15 protein-coding genes and 1 pseudogene are annotated in these 19665 nt (G+C 63.7%); 11 read left to right on the top strand and 5 right to left on the bottom strand.

From position 1 onward, the window contains the following. Positions 1-518 (top strand): annotated as a pseudogene (locus tag DRB06_RS10220) (transposase); the annotation flags it as partial. Positions 519-677: 159 nt separating this feature from the next. Here DRB06_RS10220 and DRB06_RS10215 read toward each other — a convergent pair. Then, positions 678-1766, bottom strand: coding sequence for a substrate-binding domain-containing protein (locus tag DRB06_RS10215; RefSeq protein ID WP_111819872.1), 1089 nt, complete (start codon positions 1764-1766; stop codon positions 678-680). Further along, entirely contained in the window at positions 1763-3775 is a 2013-nt protein-coding gene (locus tag DRB06_RS10210) for a heparinase II/III family protein (protein WP_146750866.1), read from the bottom strand. Before DRB06_RS10210 ends, DRB06_RS10215 begins: the two co-directional genes overlap by 4 nt. Before the next feature lie 157 nt (positions 3776-3932). Between DRB06_RS10210 and DRB06_RS10205 the strand changes: the two genes are divergently transcribed. The 5 genes from DRB06_RS10205 (at position 3933) to DRB06_RS10185 (ending at position 10324) form a co-directional block, all read left to right on the top strand. Continuing rightward, complete coding sequence (locus DRB06_RS10205; protein ID WP_220093017.1) at positions 3933-5924, top strand: DUF2264 domain-containing protein; 1992 nt, start codon at positions 3933-3935, stop codon at positions 5922-5924. A gap of 328 nt (positions 5925-6252) precedes the next feature. After that, positions 6253-7569 carry an ABC transporter substrate-binding protein gene (locus DRB06_RS10200; protein ID WP_111819870.1) on the top strand — a complete coding sequence of 439 codons (1317 nt, stop codon included), beginning with the start codon at positions 6253-6255 and terminating at the stop codon, positions 7567-7569. A gap of 95 nt (positions 7570-7664) precedes the next feature. Further along, entirely contained in the window at positions 7665-8600 is a 936-nt protein-coding gene (locus DRB06_RS10195) for a carbohydrate ABC transporter permease (protein WP_073333635.1), read from the top strand. Between the two features lie 3 nt (positions 8601-8603). After that, on the top strand, positions 8604-9512 hold the full coding sequence (locus DRB06_RS10190) for a carbohydrate ABC transporter permease (RefSeq protein WP_111819869.1): 909 nt from the start codon (positions 8604-8606) through the stop codon (positions 9510-9512). Between the two features lie 41 nt (positions 9513-9553). Next, positions 9554-10324 carry a hypothetical protein gene (locus DRB06_RS10185; protein ID WP_146750865.1) on the top strand — a complete coding sequence of 257 codons (771 nt, stop codon included), beginning with the start codon at positions 9554-9556 and terminating at the stop codon, positions 10322-10324. A gap of 28 nt (positions 10325-10352) precedes the next feature. On the opposite strand, the gene DRB06_RS10180 is transcribed toward DRB06_RS10185, so the two are convergent. Continuing rightward, complete coding sequence (locus DRB06_RS10180) at positions 10353-11360, bottom strand: hydroxyacid dehydrogenase (protein ID WP_111819867.1); 1008 nt, start codon at positions 11358-11360, stop codon at positions 10353-10355. A gap of 275 nt (positions 11361-11635) precedes the next feature. On the opposite strand from DRB06_RS10180, the gene DRB06_RS10175 reads away from it, so the two are divergent. Further along, positions 11636-12238, top strand: coding sequence for a ThuA domain-containing protein (locus DRB06_RS10175; protein WP_244542703.1), 603 nt, complete (start codon positions 11636-11638; stop codon positions 12236-12238). Positions 12239-12313: 75 nt separating this feature from the next. Here DRB06_RS10175 and DRB06_RS10170 read toward each other — a convergent pair whose 3' ends face one another. Beyond that, entirely contained in the window at positions 12314-13213 is a 900-nt protein-coding gene (locus tag DRB06_RS10170; RefSeq protein ID WP_220093016.1) for a sugar phosphate isomerase/epimerase, read from the bottom strand. A gap of 158 nt (positions 13214-13371) precedes the next feature. Here DRB06_RS10170 and DRB06_RS10165 point away from each other — a divergent pair, with 158 nt between their 5' ends. Together DRB06_RS10165 and DRB06_RS10160 are read left to right on the top strand one after the other, a co-directional pair. Beyond that, positions 13372-14220 (top strand): 3-ketoacyl-ACP reductase, encoded by an 849-nt coding sequence (locus DRB06_RS10165; protein WP_073333649.1) that lies wholly within the window; start codon positions 13372-13374, stop codon positions 14218-14220. Between the two features lie 21 nt (positions 14221-14241). Continuing rightward, complete coding sequence (locus DRB06_RS10160; protein ID WP_111819866.1) at positions 14242-16266, top strand: FAD-binding protein; 2025 nt, start codon at positions 14242-14244, stop codon at positions 16264-16266. A gap of 98 nt (positions 16267-16364) precedes the next feature. On the opposite strand, the gene DRB06_RS10155 is transcribed toward DRB06_RS10160, so the two are convergent. Further along, on the bottom strand, positions 16365-17525 hold the full coding sequence (locus DRB06_RS10155) for a Gfo/Idh/MocA family protein (RefSeq protein WP_111819865.1): 1161 nt from the start codon (positions 17523-17525) through the stop codon (positions 16365-16367). 379 nt (positions 17526-17904) lie between these two features. Between DRB06_RS10155 and DRB06_RS10150 the strand changes: the two genes are divergently transcribed. After that, a complete protein-coding gene (locus tag DRB06_RS10150; protein ID WP_111819864.1) occupies positions 17905-18852 on the top strand; it encodes an ABC transporter ATP-binding protein in 948 nt (315 codons plus the stop codon). 2 nt (positions 18853-18854) lie between these two features. Then, on the top strand, positions 18855-19637 hold the full coding sequence (locus tag DRB06_RS10145) for an ABC transporter permease (RefSeq protein WP_111819863.1): 783 nt from the start codon (positions 18855-18857) through the stop codon (positions 19635-19637). Positions 19638-19665: the final 28 nt, after the last annotated feature.

The raw sequence follows: 19665 nt of genomic DNA, 5'->3' as shown, positions 1-19665 counted from the left end.
CGGCCGGGGTGGTGCTGCCCCACCCGGCACCGGCCGGCTCATCGCCCACCCGCGCCCAACGCGACGATGTCGCCGCCCAGGCCAGTGGCCCTGGCGGGTGGCCCACCCTCATTTTGCCCGGCCCCTGACCACCCGTGCCCCGGGGTGGGGGTCAGGACCGCCGCTGTGTTCCTGGCCGAAACCGCGGGTAGAACCTTCCCCACGGGCGCCCAGCTGGCCTCATACGCCGGGCTAACCCCAGTCACCCGGCGGTCGGGGTCCTCCATCCGGGGTGAGGTGCGTCTCCCACGCGGGCAACAAGCGCCTCAAGCCAGCCATGTTCCTGTCGGCCTTCGCCTCACTGCGGTCCGACCCCGCATCCCGGGCGTACTACGAGCGCAAACGCGCCCAGGGCAAACGCCTTGGGCCAGGCCGTACTCGCCCTCGCCCACCGCCGCATCCTGACCCTATACGCCATGATCCGCCACGGCTCCCTCTACGACCCCCAACCAACCCAACAACTACCAGCCGCCGCTTGACAAACCACATAGGGGCACCCCCCTGTCTCTGTTTGGACGATCCATGACTGGCTCGCGGGTGGTCCAACCGGAGACTCGGGGGCCAGTTGGAGGGCGCGGTCCAACCCAGCAGCGCCGGGTTTCCGGTGGACGTGCGCCAGCCTGGCACCGAGACCGGCGCTAATTACGCGAAGGTGCGGGTCCGGTGGAGTCACGGATGACGAGGGTCGGAGCGAGCATGGTCTGACGAATGGCTCGTCCTGGATTGCTCAGCCGTTCGAGCAATAGTTGCATGGCGACCTCGCCGAGCTCCGCCTTGGGTGGGCAAACCGCAGTAAGTGCTGGGCGTGCGAGTTTGGCGATCTCGTCGTCGTAGGCAATGACGGAGATGTCCTCCGGCACGGTCAGTCCGCGCTGAGCTAGCAGTTCGACGACGACGAGGGCCGCCTCGTCGGAATGAGCGATGATCGCTGTTGTCTCTTCGGATATGCAGTTATCTACGAACGACTTGATGCCTTCTGTTCGAGCGTCACCGATTAGCTCGGTGGTGTCTCCGTGCGGGGACTCAGTATCTAGACGCAGATCGGAAAGAGCGTCCGCCCAGCCCTGGGCAATCAGATGACGTGAAGGGATCCGCTTGTCGGTGAGCAATGCGATATGCGAGTGTCCTAGAGCAGCCAGGTGGCGGACGGCGAGCGAGGCTCCGTTTGAGTGGTCGGTGATGACGGACTCGAACAATCGGGAGTGTGGCCCGTGAGGCTTCAACGTGCGTTCGATCAGTACGGTCGGCTTGGTGACTGTCTGGAGAAACTCAACGAGCTCGTCGCTCCCGGGCCCTTCAAGATCGGGGACCAGGAGCAGGCCGCCGATCGACTCGTCTTCCGCCATTCGGCGGATTTCGACCAGGTTGTCCTTGGCCGCGAAGGTGGATCCCTGCAACTGGAGATGTGCGCCCACGCGATCGGCAACGATGTTGGCCCCTTCGATGATGGTGGGCCAGAAGAAGTCGAGTGAAGGGGTGATCAGACCGACGGTGATGTCGGATTGCAGTGGTAAGGCCTGGTTACCCGGGGCGGAGATACGGCGGGCTCCGCCGCGTACCTGCTCAAGCAGCCCTTCCTCGTCCAAAAGCGCGATGTCGCGCCGGATGGTGATGGGAGACAGCCCGAGGCCAGCCGCCAACTCCGCGACTCTGACTGAGCCTTTGGCGTTGACGGTTGAAACGATGTACTCCCGTCGGCTAGCAGGGAGGGTACGGTTGGGACTCATGACGCGACTCCGATCGATAGGCAGAACACCCCTTGCACGGTAGCTTCGGGCAGCGTCCAGGATATGCGGTTGATGTGATCTCCCCACGCTTCACGCAAGAGCGGGTCTTCGATGTCACGTCTCTCGATGTGCGGAGTTCGAGCGCCACTCCACGTGAGTAAAGCGCGCCTGCCACCGCCGGAGGGCGTCAGCAGCAGCGCGTCAGGGCGTTGCGTGATGTCCCCGACCACGAGAAGGCGCTCGAGGCTTCGTAGCTGGAACTCGGGAGTAGTCGGCAGGGCCCATGCATCTTCGAGGGTGACTACGCCGTCGCCGTCGGGCTGTAGGCGCAAACTGCGGCGCCAAACCGCGTCCGCGGGAAGTGCGTACGCGCCGGCGAGGTCCATGTCCAGACCACGCGCTCCGCCGGGGTGGATCTGGTCCGTGCCGGAGATGCGCTTGACGTCGCGTGCCCTGAACCTTGCCCCCTCGCTCTGCTCACGGCCTGCGATGACCGGAACCGAGTGCCAACCGGACCGGTTTGCCCATATTTCGTAGCGCCTGGGTGAGAATGATAGTGCGGTGTAGGTAGGCTGGCCCAGGTCGATGACCACGGGGATACCGTCCAGCGCAACCAGGAACGAGCCGACGTCGTTGTGGTTATGGTGTTCGCCGTTGGTTCCGGCTTTGGCTGCTAGAGCAAGCCCTCGCAGGTCGCCCGCACGGGGACGGTCCACGCTCACTTGGATACTTGGCAGCCAAACCTGTGCGGGGAGGAAGGAGCCATCGGAAGTGCCCGTGCTGGCTGTCGGTTCAGAGTCGAGCGTGCACCAATCCTCATCGGCGAGTGCAACAAGCACTCGGCCGAGTCCTGCTTCTATGGGACAGGGCAGGGCACAAGAATCCCGATGGGCCACGGCCAGGGCAACAGCTCTGGAGTTTCCGACGACGTGCCCCCAGTGAAACAAGGTTCGCCATGACTTGTCGGCCGCGTGACGGGCGCGCGCATCCGCGAAGGAGACGTTCCAGCCCGAGCTGAAGCTCATCGCTACGGGGAAGTCGATAAGCGCGTCAAGTGGTTCGACGTGACTGGGATCCAGCACGCCTCCGGTTGCCATGCGAAGTCTTTCGAGCACTTCCAAGAGCCTCGCCGCCCCGTTCCACCAATATGCGCTACCTTCGTCGATAGCGCCGTCGGCTGGAAGCGACGCGACATAGCGATCGAGACCTTCTATGGCAAGTGAGATCACCTCGGCACGTAGATACGCATCCTCTATGAGGCGTAGCGCAGCGACGACGACATTGCCCTGAATCCAGGGGCTCCAGTTGTGTACGTTGCCGTCCAGACCCAGCCAATGCCAATCGCGGCGTTCAAGAAAGGGCCTCATGACGCGAACCTGTACCTCGTGCCGGACTCGCGCGCCGAGTCCGGGGTAGACGTGTTCAAGGTGCTCACCCAGTAGTGCGTCGATCCAGGCGAGTTGCGCGGCGACCTCTCCCGCTCCGAGGTCGAGGAAGGGCTCCGTAACGGTCGGCAGGACCGTGCCGTGGCGGGTGTAGGTGTCGTCGTGCGCGGCCCAGCACCAGGTTGACTGTTCGCACAGTGCCAGGACGCCGTTGGCCACCTCGGCGGTGAGCCGTTTTGCGGCGGTATCTGGTCCTGGGGTCTCGTGCTTGCGACCAGTATGGGCCGAGGACAGCGCGAGCAGGGCGAGCACAGCGCGGGATAGGCGTCGTTGGCGCGCAGCGACCGCGTCCTCATAGGCTGTCCGGTTGCCGTCGATGAAGTAACGCGCATAGTCACTCGGGCGCGGCCAGGGCCATGGCTGCTCGCTTGCAGCGAGAGCCGAGGTCGCGATTCCAGACAGGGCTTGTTGCTGTTCTGTCCTCAGTGCGCCGACACTCAGTCCTAGGTTGAGTGCTTCGGACGGCGGCAACAGGCTGGTTCTGAGTGCCTCGGGACTGATGCGTGAGCCCCAGGCCGCGCGTAGTGGTCCGACGACGCTGGGTGGGGCAGTCTGCCTGGGCACGGGGTCACCTTGCAATCTCGCAACTTCGCGGTCGTTTGGGCACAGTCTTGTCAAATGAACGGGACAAAGATATCAAAAATGATCAGGATCGAACGGGTATGGTCGGGTTGGTGGTGCCGCGGGTCACGGTGACTCAGGCGGGTGGTACGCGATTCGCATGGAGGCGATCATGGGCGCGACGACGAGCAACGGCAATGTTGCTGACATGACGCGAGGACAGTGGGAACGATGGGCCGATGCGCTGCTGCTCGCCGTGCGGCCCTACTTCACCCCCGGGCACGCCCGCCTCGAGCTCCCCGGCCCAACAAGCTCATACGGTTCAGACTCGGACGGCCTGGAAGGATTCGCACGTACGTTCCTGCTGGCAGGGTTTCGCCTGGCCGGGGCGAGCCGAGCCACAGATGTCGATGTCCAGGACCCGTACGCCATGGCGGACTGGTATCGGGTCGGCCTGGTGTCTGGGACGACTCCGGGTGGGCAGGAAGCTTGGCCCACATTGTCTGATTGTGCGCAGGCCAAGGTTGAGGCCGCATCGATCGCGCTCATACTAGACATGACCCGCCCGCTCATTTGGGAGCGGTTGGCGCCGACCGAGAAGCGGAACGTAATCGCCTGGCTGGCTCCGGCAGTGGGAGATGACAGCTATCCGCGATGCAACTGGCTGTGGTTCCGGGTGATCGTCGAAACCTTCTTGCGATCGGTCGGCGGGCCGCGGTCGGAAACGGACATTCGTGCGGATCTCGCTGAGCACGACTCCTACTACCGAGGGCACGGTTGGTTCTCCGATGGGCCCGAGCGCAGTTTTGACTACTACGTCGGCTGGGCCATGCACTTGTACCCGATCCTGTGGGCACGGATGTCGGGTGCGTCCGACTTTGCTGCGGAACGAGGACAGACCGACGTGAAACGGCTCGAACGCTACTTGGAAGACTTCGTCACACTCATCGGCGGCGACGGCGCGCCCTTGTTCCAGGGACGCAGCCTTATCTATCGCTTCGCCGCTGCGGCGCCGCTGTGGGTGGGCGCCATTGCCGGCGTCGAGAACCTAGAGATGGGGCTCCTACGACACGGCGCGAGTGCGATCGTTGACTACTTCCGCCGACACGGCGTGCCAGATGAGCAGGGTCTGTTGACGCTCGGCTGGTTCGCCCCCTGGGAGCCGATGCGCCAATCGTACTCCGGGGCCGGCTCTCCATATTGGGCGTCCAAAGGGGCCCTCGGTCTCGCCCTGCCAGGGGATCATCCGGTGTGGACCTCACAAGAGTGTCCATTGCCTGTGGAGGTCGGGAACGTGCTGCGCGCTGTCGATGCGCCGGGGTGGATCGTCTCTGCAACGAGTAACGATGGCATCGTTCGTGTCATCAACCACGGTACGGATCACGCCCGTGAGGGCGACTCGGTTGCGGATTCCCCGCTATATGCCCGGATCGGCTACTCCACTGTGACAACTCCCTGTCTGGATGTGGAGGCGGAAACGAATCCATTGGAGATGTCGGCGGCGCTTCTCGATGCATCGGGGGACGCGAGCCATCGTGCCGGGATGGTGCGCCTAGCCATCGGCGTCACTGACGGCGTCGGATACGCGGCATCTCGCGCGCAAAGCCACTGGGTGAAACCAGATTCGCATCAGCAGGGACACGGCTCCGGTGCCGTAGGGCGTATGACCTACGCCGGGATGATGACTGTCGTGTCACTCGTGCACGCCGAGTGGGAACTACGTTTGGTTCGTGTAGATCGGCCGTCCGAGCGGGTAGTCGCAATGCGGGTGGGGGGTTGGGCGCTCACAGGTGACGGTCCCGAGAGCCGTGCCAGTGCGCGTGAGGCCTCCGTCAGTCTGTCGGGACTGAGCTGCCGGGTGGTGGCAGCAGACGGCATTGCCTGCGATCCGATGATCTACGAGCGTACCGACGCTTCTCCGCTGCCCGGAGTGACGACCGTGCCTGTCATATCCGCTGCCGTTGTGCCCGGTACATGGCGCGCATTTGCCATCTGCCTTGCGGGAGAGGCCGCGGCGGACGCCGGACGAGTTCCCGTGGTCGACTCCCTGGTAGAGGACGGCGAGGACTTGGTGGCCGTTGTGACGTGGCCGAGTCTGGGGAAGGTGGTCACGCGGTGTCCCGTCGTTGTGCCCCAGCTCACGGCCGGATGATGCATTATCGATCATGACTGAGCAGGAAAGGTCTTGACAGAACAACCACGATCGGCTTGACTTACTCATGTCACCGGTCGGTGGCGTACCTTCAACGAGGAAGACATGGGCAATGACGCTGAGAATCGACCGCCGTCGGGCTCATTGGTCAGGTGTGGACCCGCGCATCCGTGTGTTCCGAAGTGGCCGCACATACGCCGTTCGAACAGCGTCGCGGACGCGGTCGGCCGTGGGACGTCCGGTCGCGTCCGGTCGCTGAGGTGCGCGAGAACTGTCCGGATCCTTACTGCCGTCCAACACGGCGCCGTTCATCCATAAGGAGAATCCGATGTCCCATCTCATCACACGACGCACGGCTCTCGGAGTCGGCTCCGCGGCCATATTGGCGACGTTAGCCGCCTGTGGGAGCTCGAAGTCCAATGGTTCCTCCGGAAGTCAAGCGACCGTCGGGACCGACGCTGAAGTGGAGCTCACCTTTGCGGGGTGGAGCCTAGACACGACACCGGAGTTCCAGGCGTTGGCGGACGCGTTCACGGCAGCGAACCCGAACATAACCATTACGGTGAAGGAGTACTCGGCGCAAGACTACGACACCCAGCTCACTACAGACTTGTCGGCGGGGTCTGCGCCCGACGTATTCCCGATCAAGAACCTGCTGCGCTATTACTACTACATGTCTAACGGGCAGCTGATGGACTTGTCCGACATGGCGGCCGGATTCGACGGAGACGAAGCCATTGACCTGACATACCTTGAATACGACTCAAAGTACTTCGCCTTGCCGTACCGGCAGGACTCGTGGCTTCTGTTCTATAACAAGGACGCGTTCGCGCAGGCCGGCGTTGAAGAACCCGACGGGTCGTGGACCTGGGAGGACTACAAGCAGGCGGCTTCCAAGATCACTGCGGCTGGGGAGATGAAGGGCGCGTACCACCACACCTGGCAGTCGGTGGTGCAAGGTTTCGCTCTTGCGCAATACCCGGACGCTGATCTGACATCGGGCGACTACAGCTACCTCAAGCCGTTCTATGAGACGGCCCTGGAGATGCAGGACTCGGGGGACGTTGAGACCTTTGCCACCGCACAGGCTCAGTCGCTGACATACCAGGCGCAGTTCGGTACCCAGAAAGCCGCGATGATGCCCATGGGCTCATGGTTCATCGCAACTCTGCTCGAGCAGCAGTCTACGGGTGATGCAGACGAGTTCGAGTGGGGGCTGGCGCCGATTCCTCAGTACGAAAGCGGGCATGAGGATGCCCCGATTACGTTCGGTGATCCCACCTCGTTGGCGGTCAACGCCGCGCTTGAGGGGGACAAGGCGTCTGCGGCTAAGGCCTTCGTCGCCTTCGCGACCGGCGAAGAGGGGGCGCGGGCGATGGCCGCCATCGGTATTACGCCGGCATACTTCTCCGAGACAATCGAATCGACATTCTTCGACCTCGATGGGATGCCGCAGGACGACCTCTCGAAGCTCGCATTCTCCACGCACGACACCCGCCCGGAGAACCCTGTGTCTGAGACTGTCAACGACATACAGACAATTCTCAACGATACCCATTCAGAGATCATGACCGAGACCACCCCAGTAGATGAGGCGCTTTCAAAGGCCGGTGAGGACATAAAGGGGCAGGGATTGACCGCCTGAGCCGAGTCGGGGTCGTCGGTGTGGGGGTCTCCTCCAGACCGTCGGGCCGACGATCCGCTCTGCAAGTCTTGATGGCTCGGCGGAAGGAGATGCAAATGAATGGTGCCGCAGCGACGAATCGACCATCGACATCCCGCCGGCAAAGCAGCGTATCATCCAAGGCGCTGCGCCGCCGCAACACGATCGCAGGATGGTCGTTCATACTACCGAATTTTCTAGGATTCGGCTTGTTGACCCTCATACCTGTGATCGCGTTGTTCTACATCGCGTTCACCAAGTGGAGTGCGTTCGGCAGTCCTGAGTTCACCGGTCTGGACAACTTTGTAAGACTTGTGAACGATCCGACGTTCTGGACGGCCTTCTGGAACACGCTGTATTACGCCGTCGTGCATATTCCGCTCACCTTGGCGCTGTCGCTAGGGCTTGCCATGTTGCTCAACCAGAAGCTCCGGGGGCTGGCCTTCTTCCGCTCGGCCGCGTTCTTTCCCTACTTCACGTCCATTGTCGCGGTGGCGCAGGTGTGGAACATGCTCCTCGCGCCGGAAAACGGTCCGATAAACCAGTTCCTGAATTTCATCGGCATAAGCGATGCACCAGGATGGACGTCATCCGCCGTATGGGCGATGCCGGCGGTTATAATCGTTGGAACGTGGCGCGAAATGGGTTACTACATGTTGTTGTTTCTGGCGGGCTTGCAGGCGGTGCCCCAAGAACTCTATGAGGCGGCACGCGTGGACGGCGCGAATGCGTGGCAGCGGTTCACAAACGTGACGCTGCCCTGCCTTAGGCCGACGACATTCTTCGTGACAGTCATGCTGACAATCGGTTCGTTCAAGGTATTGGACCTGATTCTTGTGATGACGAACGGCGGGCCTGGGACTAGTACGCTGGTCCTTTCGCAATACATCTACCGGATGGGCTTCGAACGCAACGACTTCGGGTACGCGTCCGCAATTTCGCTCGTGCTGTTCCTCATCTGTCTGCTGGTTACAGTAATACAGTTCGTTCACAACCGTCGGCAGGAGGCCTGAGTCATGTCAACCGAGCAGACGGTTCGCGCAGGAGTACCGGAACGCGGAGCCCCTCCGGTCAGGGCGAAGTCGCGCAGTTCTCAACGTTCGGCGAGGCACTTCGCGGGAAGATGTATTCAATACGTTTTCCTGCTTGCATTGTCGGCCTTCGTGCTACTGCCCTTCGCGTGGATGCTGTTGTCCTCTTTCAAGAAGAACAACGAGATCTTCACAAGCCCGATCACCTGGTTCCCGGAAGAATGGCAGTGGCACAACTATGTCGATATCTGGGCGAAGTCGGATATGACAACCTGGTTGGGAAACACGGTATTGCTCGCGGTCGTTGTCACGTTCCTTCAGGTGTTCACGGGCTCCTTCGCTGCATACGGATTCTCCCGAATACGGTTCCCCGGGAGGGACTTCCTATTCATCGTGTACATCGGAACCATTTCGGTACCCTGGCAAGCGTACATGATCCCGCAGTTCAAGATGCTGTCCTCTGTAGGATTGAGTGACACGAGGCTGTCCATCATTCTGCTGCAGGCGTTCGGGGCCTTCGGCGTGTTCCTCATGAAGCAGTTCTACGACTCCATTCCTGAGGAGTTGAGCGAAGCGGCTCGCATCGACGGCCTGAGTGAATACAAGATCTATTACAAGATAATGCTGCCGCTGTCCGTACCTTCGATTGCCTCACTCGCGATCATCACCTTCACCAACACGTGGAACGACTATATGGGCCCGCTGATCTACTTGCGCAGTCCAGACTTGTGGACGATCCAGCTGGGGCTGAAGACGTTCATCGGTCAGTACAACGCGGATTACGCGGCCATCATGACAGGCTCGGTGCTCTCGGTTCTGCCGATTGCCATCGTGTTCGTGTTCGGTCAGCGGTACTTTGTGCAAGGCATAGCGACGACGGGCATGAAGGGATGAGCATGCGGGCGCGTCTTGGCTCCGGGGAGGAGTCGACGAACGTGTGGCGCGACATCGGGGACTTCCTATTCGGCACGCTGCGGCTGAATGTGGTCCTAGTGGTGCTGATGGCGCCGCTGATCGCACTGTGCCTGGGAGTGGTCGCTCCGTGGCGTAGTTTTCCGACTCTTATAGCCGTTCTATGGCTGACGTCGCCTGGTCTGGCGGTCGCGTTTGCGGCGTTCCGAGATTCTCCCGCGTTCGGGCGTTCGCTACTGCGTCGTCAGGCACCTGCAGGTTCAGCGATGGACTCCGCGGCGGACTCTTACTGGCGTCTTGACGAGGACTACGCGATGGTAAGGCCATGCGTGCGGGCGTTACGCGGGCTGTGGTGGCGGACCCTGCTGGCGGCGGCGCCATTTGCCGGTGCCGCGCTGGTTCTTTGCGTCGACATTGTTTGGCTGGCGGGCACTGGGGCGGGTGCATACGTCGCGCCGGCGCTCGCCACGACGGTTTTGCTGGTTCTTTTGGCATGGCCCGTCGCGATTGTGGTCGTCACGGAGCGCCCCGGTGTGCGTACTGCGGCCGTGCTGCGTCTTGCGCTGACGCTCGTCGTAAGGCGTTGGTACTTTTCGCTGTTGAACTTGCTGGTGATGCTGGGCATCTTCTTCGGATTGGTTGCACAGCCGTTCCTGATGGCGGCGGTGGGTAACGGATTTCTGCTCCACCTGCTGTGGGCGAATGCCCGCTGGATGGTTTTGCCGTCGATCACCCCTGAGGCAGCCGACGCGGTGCGCTCGCCAGCGGTCGGCCGTCTTTGCTACGGCCGTTGATACAGACGCTGGCGTGTGACGGTTGTACTCAGGCTCTGGTGGAGTACTGCGCGGCGGTGAATTCGCCGGCTATAGGAGCTCCATTGAGGTAGTTGGCGACGTCATCGACGGCCCCATCACCGAGCCTGTACAGTTCCCTGCCCATGGACCCCGCGGCATGCGGTGTGAGAAATACGTTCGGTAGTGTCCACAGCGGTGAGTCCGGGGCGTTCACCTCTGGATCGGTTACGTCGATTATGGCGCGGATGCGGTCCTTCTGGAGTTCCGTAATTAGTGCCTCCTGGTCGCAGATGGCGCCGCGTGCCGTGTTGATGAACGTGGCCCCGTCCTTGATCGTCGCGAACTGTTCGGCTCCGAGCATGTGGTAGGTGCGCGGCGTCGAGGCGGAGTGAAGCGAGATGACGTCGCTGGTTCGCAGTAGTTCATCCAGACTTGTGCATTCAACTCCGAGAGATGCGGCTTCGGCGGGACTCAGGTGGCCGGACTGGACTTTGATGGTGCAGTGGAACGGGCGAAGGTACTTGATAACAAGCCGTGAGATGCGGGATAGGCCAATGAGTCCGACAGTGGAGCCATACAGGCCGATGGTGGGGAACGCGTCCCAAAAGTCCTCCGGCTTGTCCCGAAGCTCCAAATAAGCTCGGCGACTGGCAAAGATGTCCTTGGCCGCCAATATGATCATGGCGAGCGTGTACTCTGCGACCGGTTCGGCGTTCAGCTGAGTCTGCGACGACATACGTACGCCGCGCTCGAAAAGTTGCGGCCCGACGACGTCACGCACGGACCCGCCTGAGTGGACCAGCAGCTTCAGCGCCGGCATGGTGTGCAGCAGCTCGTCTAGCCTTCCGGTCTCCCAACCGGTGATGAGAACTTCTGCGTCGGCGAGCGTGGCACGTGACTCCGGCGTGGCATGATTCCGTGGATCGGGATCGAGGTTCAGGCTACCGAGCGAATGTAGGCGTGCGATGGCCTCCGGATTGAAGAAGTTGGTGCGGTGCTCATCCACGACGGATAACACGATGTTGGGCGTTGTCACGGGAACCCTCCGGCGGTGTTGAAGTACTCAAGTCCGTAGCTGCTGGTAGGCGACCACTGTTTAAAGCATAGTCCGGAAACGGACGCCTCTGAGCCATTAAGTACGCTTGTGTTTAAATTCGATCGTACTAGAATGGGTGGTGCTGGACGCCACCGGAGGAGCTCGAACAGATCATGGTGCGGAACACGTCGGCCGGAAGTGTGCTGCGTGGGCGCAGGGCGCTCGTTCTCGCAGGGCGCGGTCGCTACGAAGACCCCTGGCACGATCATGCGGCGATGAGCCATGAGATCGCTGTGTTGTTGGGTGAGTTGGGTTTGCGTACAGAGGTTCGGTCGACGTTTCGCGATTCGTTCTCCGACCTGGACGCCTTCGATTTGTTGGTCGTCAACGGCGGCACCGGTCGGATAGATCCGGACTTCGATGGTGATGACGAGTCATGGGCCCCGGTACATGCGGCCATGAATGCCTACGCGAGCTCGGGCGGTCCGCTCTTCGTCCATCACCAGGGTATCAATGCATTTCTGGACAACCCACGCTGGCGCTACGTCGTCGGCGGACGGTGGATCCGCGGCACTACCTACCACCCGGAGAACTCGGAAGGTGTCTGGTCGCCGGTGGCGGGTTCTCACCCAATCGTTGACGGGCTTGGCGAGCTTCACGTCCACGATGAGCGTTATACGCTGCTTGACGTGGAGCCCGACTCAACAGTGATATTAACGCAGCACGAGGCCGGGGCAGACCAACCGGCCGCATGGGTGAACACGGTGGGTGGCATGCGCGTCGTCTACGACTCGCTTGGTCATGACTTGCGATCCATGCTGAACCCGGATCGTCGCGAGCTCATGTGTCGCGAGATCAGCTGGCTGCTTGAGGAGTGATCGCACAACGGGCGTGGAACAGACGATTCCGGTTTGATGGCGTGGTTTGTGGGCGGCTGATCATACGGGTCCGCTTCAATCGAGGTACGGCAGCACGTACTTCGCATAGTCGGCGGCTACGTGTTCGACTACCTCGGTGAAGGGACGTGCCCAAATGTCGGTATTGAAGATCTCCGTCTCGACCGCGCCGGTGTAGCCGGCGTCGCGGACCCAGCCGGTGATGGTCGCGAAGTCGATGTAGCCGTCGCCCACATAGCCCCGGGAGTTGAGGGTGTCCTGTTTCAGGGGGAGCACCCAGTCGCACACCTGGAACGCGGCCAGCCGGCCCTCGGCGCCTGCGCGCGCGATCGACGCGGCGAGTTGCGGATCCCACCACACATGGTAGGTGTCCACGACCACGCCCACCTCCGTGGCGGCGAAGGGGGCCGCAATGTCCAGCGCCTGCCCGAGCGTGGAGACGACACCGCGATCGGCGCAGAAGATCGGATGCATTGGTTCCAACACCAGGCGCACGCCACGCTCCCGGGCATAGGGGACGAGCTCGGCGAGGCGCAGGCTGACGCGCTCCCGAGCGGCGCCGAGATCACGCTCCGGCCGCCCGGCGTCGGGGGAGGCACCCATGCCCGGCTCCGGGTTGGCGGGCAGTCCACCGACCACCAGGATGAGCTCCCCGGCGCCAACCGCGGCGGCCTCATCGATGGCACGGCGGTTGTCGTCGACGGCGACCCGTGCACGCCCGGCGTCGAGCGCGGTGAAGAAGCCTCCGCGGCACAACGAGGAGACTTCAAGCCCGGCCGCACGCACAATGCGGCCCGCCTTCTCGGCACCGACCTCCTGCACCCGATCCCGCCATAGCCCGACGGCTCCGTAACCCGCCGCCGCTGCGGCCATCGCAGCCTCCTCGAGGGTTGCGTGCTTGATGGTGGCGGTGTTGAGGGAGCACCGGGAAAGATCGAAGTTGTTTGAAGTTGCCACGTCGATAACCTCATCTCCCCTTGGAAGGATCGTTAACGATCAGTATAGTAACTCTTAGAACATTTGGGCGGCTGCTCCGGATTCAGCTCCAAACGTGCCTCGGAACCGGTCTACACCGCCTGCGCGTTCATAAGATCCGCACGATCACAGGAGATCCCATGCAGGATGCCGTCGCCTACCCCCGGCCCCAGACCCCCGTCGCCATGGTGACCGGCGGCAACCGCGGCATCGGTCGAGGCATTACCGAGGAGCTGCTGCGCCACGGCTATGCGGTCTCGCTTCTGGCCACACGCCCGGAGCCCGCCGAAACTCTGCAGGAGTTGCGTTCGCTTCCGGACGGCTCCGGTCAAGTCGCCTACACCCGTGGCAGCATCGACGACCTCGACGTCGGTCCTCGCTACCTCGCCGCCACGCTCGAGGCCTTCGGCCGCATCGACTTGCTGGTCAACAACGCGGGCGTGGCCCCGAAGGTGCGTGCAGACCTGCTCCAGGCCGATCCCGCCTCCTTCGACCGCGTCCTGGGCGTCAACCTGCGCGGACCGTACTTCCTCACCCAGGTGGTAGCCCGCGAGATGATCGCACAGCGCGACCGAGACCTCTCGTCTGCCGGCATCGACCTGTCCAATGGACTGCCCGCGCTGGATCGCCCGGCCGCCACCATCATCAATGTCTCGTCCATCTCGGCGGATACGGTTTCGACCAACCGCGGCGAATACTGCGTATCCAAGGCCGGCGTCCACATGGCCACCCTTCTGTATGCGGCCCGTCTCGCCGGTGAGGGCATCGTTGTTTACGAGGTGCGTCCCGGCGTGATCGCCACCGACATGACCGCCGGCGTCAAAGACCGCTATGACGCCCTCTTCGCCGCGGGTATCGCGCCAATGCCCCGCTGGGGCCGTCCCGACGACGTCGGCCGCACCGTCGCCATGCTCGCATCCGGCAGCGCCCCATATTCCACCGGCGACGTCATCCACGTCGATGGCGGCATGCATATCCCGCGCTTGTGAGTTGTCAATTAGGAAGCGACCATGCCCGTTCAATCATCCATCCGCATCGACGGCGTCGACGTGCCCGTCCTGTCCGCGAATACGGTCGTCGTCGGCACCGGGGCCGCCGGTTACTGCGCCGCGGACCGGCTGGTGCAGTACGGGCAGGAGGACGTGCTGATCATCTCTGATCGGATCGCCACCGGCTCCTCCCGCAATGCCGGCTCCGACAAGCAGACCTACTACAAACTCACCTTGGGCGGCGGGGCCGGTGACTCGGTTGCCGAGATGGCGCAGACCCTCTTCGACGGCGGCGCCATGGACGGCGATACCGCCCTGGTGGAGGCGGCCCTGTCCTCGCAGGCCTTCCTGCATCTGGTCGACCTAGGTGTGGACTTCCCCCGCAACCGCTTTGGCGAGTTCGTCGGGTACAAGACCGACCACGACCCGCGCCAGCGCGCCACCAGTGTGGGCCCGTACACCTCGCGGACCATGGTCGAGCGTCTGGAGGCGAAGGTACGGCGCGACGGTACGCGCGTGGTCGAGAATCTGCGCGTGGTCGAGGTGCTCGTCGCCGACGGCGAGGCGGTGGGACTGGTGTGCCTGCGCCGCCGGGTCACGCAGGCGGAGGCGGCCGCGGGCACCTCCCGCTTCCTGCTGGTGCGCGCCCGCTCGATCGTGTACGCCACCGGCGGTCCGGCGGGCATGTACGCGCGCAGCGTCTTTCCGCACGGGCAGTGGGGTGCTGCGGGTGCCGCCTTCCGCGCCGGTGCCGCCGGCAGGAACCTCACCGAGTGGCAGTACGGCCTGGCCTCGATCGCGCCGCGTTGGAACGTCTCCGGCAGCTACATGCAGGTACTGCCCACATTCATATCGACCGACCTCGACGGCGGTGATGCGCGCGAGTTCCTCCCCGAGGCGATCCCCGACTACGGCCGTCTGTTGTCACTGACCTTCCTCAAGGGCTACCAGTGGCCCTTCGACATCCGCAAGGCCCGCGGTGGTTCCTCGCTCATCGATTTGCTTGTGTACCGCGAGACCGCGGAGCGGGGACGCCGCGTATTCCTCGATTTCACCCGCAATCCCGGCGGCCTCCGGCTCGACCCCGATGCGCTGGATCCGGAGGCGCGCGAATACCTGGGTAGTGCGGGCGCCCTGTTCGGCACCCCGGTCCAGCGGCTGATCGCCATGAACCGCCCCGCCTACGAGCTGTACCGGGAGAAGAATCCGGTCATCGATTTGGCGCGGGATCGCCTGGAGATCGACGTGTGCGTGCAGCACAACAACGGCGGCCTCGCCGTCGACTGCTGGTGGCAGTCGACGGCTCTGGACGGATTCTTCCCCGTCGGCGAGGCGGCTGGCGCGCACGGCGTGTACCGACCCGGCGGGGCGGCACTGAACTCCACCCAGGTAGGAGCCACGCGCTCCGCCCAGTGGATCGCCGCCCGCCGTCGAGGTGAGCCCTTGGATATGACGGCCTTCGCTGCGATTTCAGCCCCGGCCGTGGAGCATGCGCGCGGGCTGCTGGCCGACGCCGGGGCGCGGGTGGCGGCCGGAGCGCCCGACAACACCGGTGAGCTGCTCACGCGCGCCCAGGTGCTCATGAGCGAACATGCCGGCCTGGTCCGCTCGGCACAGGGTGTGAGCGGGGCCCTGGGACAAGTGCGCGAGATGCTGGTCGGCCTCTCCGACCGGACGGTGGTGGATACGGCCTCCCGCCGCAGCGTGGAGCGGCTCTTCCTGCTGCGGGACATTCTGACCAGCCAGTTCGTCTACCTCTCTGCCATGGCGGACTACTTGCGGCGCGGTGGGCGCTCGCGCGGCTCGGTACTCTACACCGATGCCGCCGGCCTGCTGCCGGAGGAGGGACTGCCGGATTCGATGCGCTTCATGCCCGACGACGGGGCGCTGGACGCGCAGGTGCAGGAGGTCGCGCTGCGCTGCGGTGCCGACGGCGTCCCGGCGGTGGAAACCAACTGGCGTCCGCGCCGTCCGCTTCCGGACACGGGCGGCGATTTCTTCGAGAACGTCTGGCGCGACTTCCGCGAGGACGGCGGGGTGCGCTGATCGGCCGACGGTCCGCAGCGGCGGAGGCCGACACGGCGGCGATGGGGCGGCGCGCCAGCAGGGCGTCGCCATGCAGCCGGGGCGTCCGGGCGTCCGATTCAGAAGACGAGCTGCGGGACCGATAGCTTGCGGCCGGTGTCGGTCGACTCCTGCCCCAGGGCCGCCAGCTGTACTCCGCGTGCCGCCGAGGCGAGCCCGTAGCGGTGCGGCCTGCCGGCGGCGACGTCCCGCAGGAACTCCTCCCATTGGGCGCGGAATCCGTTCGCCGGAGCGCCGTCGTCGGGAACCTCGGCCCACTGGCTCAGGAAGTCGATGTCGGTGGGGACGTCGGGATCCCAACTCGCGCGCGGCGTGTTGGCCCGCTGCTGGGACTCGCAGTGGAACAGCCCGGCGACGGCCGAGCCGTGGGTTCCATCCACCTGGAACTCCACCAGCTCCCGACGGTGCACGCGCACGGCCCAGGAGGAGTTGAGCTGGGCGATCACGGTCTCGCCGGTAGGTGCCTCGACCTCGAAGATCGCGTAGGCGGCGTCGTCGGCGGTGGCCGGATATGCCTGGCTGTTCTCGTCCCAGCGGGTGGGGATGTGAGTCGCCGCCTGGGAGTAGACGCTTTTAACGGAGCCGAGGATGCCCTCCAGGACGTAGTTCCAGTGGCAGAACATGTCCACCATCATTCCGCCGCCGTCCTGCTTGCGGTAGTTCCAGGAGGGACGCTGACTGGGACGGACGTCGCCCTCGAACACCCAGTAGCCGAATTCTCCGCGCAGAGACAGGATGCGGCCGAAGAATCCCTCATCCACCAGGCGCCGCAGCTTGATCAGGCCGGGCAGGTAGAGCTTGTCGTGTACCACGCCAATGGTGAGACTGGTGTCGGCGGCGCGGTGGGCGAGGTCGACCGCCTGCTCAAGGGTCTCGGCGGTTGGCTTCTCGGTGTAGATGTGCTTGCCCGCCTCGATTGCGGCGGTCAGAGCGGCATAACGGCGCGAAGTGGTCTGGGCATCGAAGTAGATGTCGACGTCCGAGTCGGAGATGATCGCGTCCTGATCGGTGGTCCAGCGGCTGAGGCCGTGACGGGCGGCGATCTCCTTGAGCTTGTTCGCATTGCGACCGACGAGAATCGGTTCCACCTGCAGGCGGGAGCCGTCTTCGAGGAGCAGTCCCCCATCGGCACGAATCGGCAGGATCGACCGGACCAGATGCTGCCGGTATCCCATGCGGCCGGTGATGCCGTTCATGGCGATGGTGAGAGTTCGAGACATCGTTGTCGCTCCTGCCTGGTGACGGTTGCGGGCAGGACACCTGCTGAACGATCCTGTCCTAAAGTGAACGATAGCGAACTAAGCGAACAGGATCAATCAGAGGTCGGTGTGGTCGGTTGTGGCGCACTCAGCCGCCGCCTGCATGGCGGCACTCCTCCGTCCGTACATGATTGTGAGCAAGAAGTCCTCGGAAAGGAGGAGGCGATACGACCAAATAGCAGGTGCCGTGGTGTCCCGCTCGTTCGCGATGCTTCTTCCTGTCATCGAGAACACCTGAGGATGGTGCCGCGTTCGGCTCCGTCCAGTCACACAGGAGTGGCCAGGATCGAAATCTCAGGCCCATGTGAAACATCGCCCACCACCTAAGGAGACACCCACCATGACCGCCCAGAGCCCTGCGCTTGAGCTGCGGGATGTTCGCAAGATCTACAACACCCCCGGGGGAACCATAGACGCCCTCGCGGGTATGACGCTGACCGCCGAGCAGCACAAGATCCACGCCTTCTTGGGTCCCAACGGCGCCGGGAAGAGCACCTCCCTGGAGATGACGGTCGGCCTGCGCACCCCCGACTCGGGCACCGTGCGCACCCTGGGTCTCGACCCGCGCAAGGCACGGGACGAACTCAGTCGCCGCGTCGCCATCCAGCCGCAGGAGGCCAAGGTCTTCCAATACCTGCGCGTCGGCGAACTGCTGGACCTGTGGTCCTCCTTCTACGACCATCCCCGGCCCGCCGACGAGATCCTCGACTCCCTCGAGCTGGCGAAGTACGTCGAGCGCCAGGTGACCAAGCTATCGGGGGGCACGCTCCAACGTCTCAACGTCGCCCTGGCGATGGTCTCCGACCCCGAACTGCTCATTCTTGACGAGCCCTCCACCGGCTTGGACCCGCGGGCACGGGAACGACTGTGGTCGGTCCTCGGCGGCTGGAGGGACCGCGGCACGACGATCGTCCTGTCCACACACTCCATGGAGGAGGCCACCGCATTGGCGGACTCCGTGTTCATTGTGGACCGCGGCAGGTGCGTCAGCTCTGGGACCCCTGAGGAGCTGATCGCCTCCTTCGCCGGAGGACCGGCAGTCGTCTTCCGCCTGTCAGGGGACCTGTCAGAGGAGAACGCCTCCCGGCTGCGGTCCCTCGGGGACCTCACGGTCAACCCGGACCGCTTCGCCGCTCTCAAGACGGCGCGAACCGATGAGGCGCTCGTCCTCCTGTCCCAGACCCCCGGATGCTACGACCTCGGCATCCATCAGCCCACGCTGGGCGACGCCTACCTGGCCGCCACCGGCACCGAACTCACCGCTATTACGACACCCGAGGAAGACTGACCATGAGCACCACGACCGACGGCGGTGCGCTCCGCAGTGCCCGTCCCCTTACCATCACCCACTGGCGGGAGATGTCCCGCAATCGGACGAACTTCGGCGTCGCTATCCTCCTTCCGTTCTTCATGGCCGGAGTGTTCCTGGGCATGGACAAGATCCTCCACTCGACTATGGGAGGACCGGGACCCGACTTCTCAGCGCTTGTGGTACCCATCGCGCTGTGCATGCTTCTCACCGGGACGTGCATGACCCTGACCGCCGGCCCGATCGCCGAGTACCGGCAGTACGGCACCCTGCGTATTCTGGGCACCACCCCGGTGTCGCGGGGACAATTCATCCTGACCCACCTGGCCGTTCGAGTGCTCCTTGCGATCGCGCTCAGTGTTCTGGTCGGAGTTCTGGGCGTCCTCCTCGGCATCAGCGAGACCGTCGCCGTATGGCGTGCGTTTGTCATCGCCCTGCCCGCCTCCGTGCTGTTCCTAGCCCTGGGCTACTTCATCGGTTCGATCGTCGGCTCGGGGCAGGCCGCCACAAATATCGCCACATTCACCGGCTTGTTCTTCATGTTCACTTCGGGAGTGGTGCTCCCTCTGGAGCTGCTGTCCGACTCCGCCAAGCGCGTCCTCGACTTCCTCCCCACCTCCTACTTCGGGGACCTGTTGTTCTGGGTCACCGGAGGCGTGCAGAGGTACGAGACGACGCTGGACTTCGCGGTTCTCATCGGTGTGGCGATTGTGGCCGTCCCCCTGGCAGTGAAGACCTTCCACTGGGAGGCCGCGAAGAACTGAGTGGGTCATCTGTTGAATGGATGGATTC

The organism is Actinomyces sp. Z5 (assembly GCF_003287795.1).
Lineage (GTDB): Bacteria > Actinomycetota > Actinomycetes > Actinomycetales > Actinomycetaceae > Actinomyces > Actinomyces glycerinitolerans.
The sequence above is the reverse complement of the archived record's forward strand: the minus strand, read 5'-3'. Positions and strand labels throughout refer to the sequence as shown.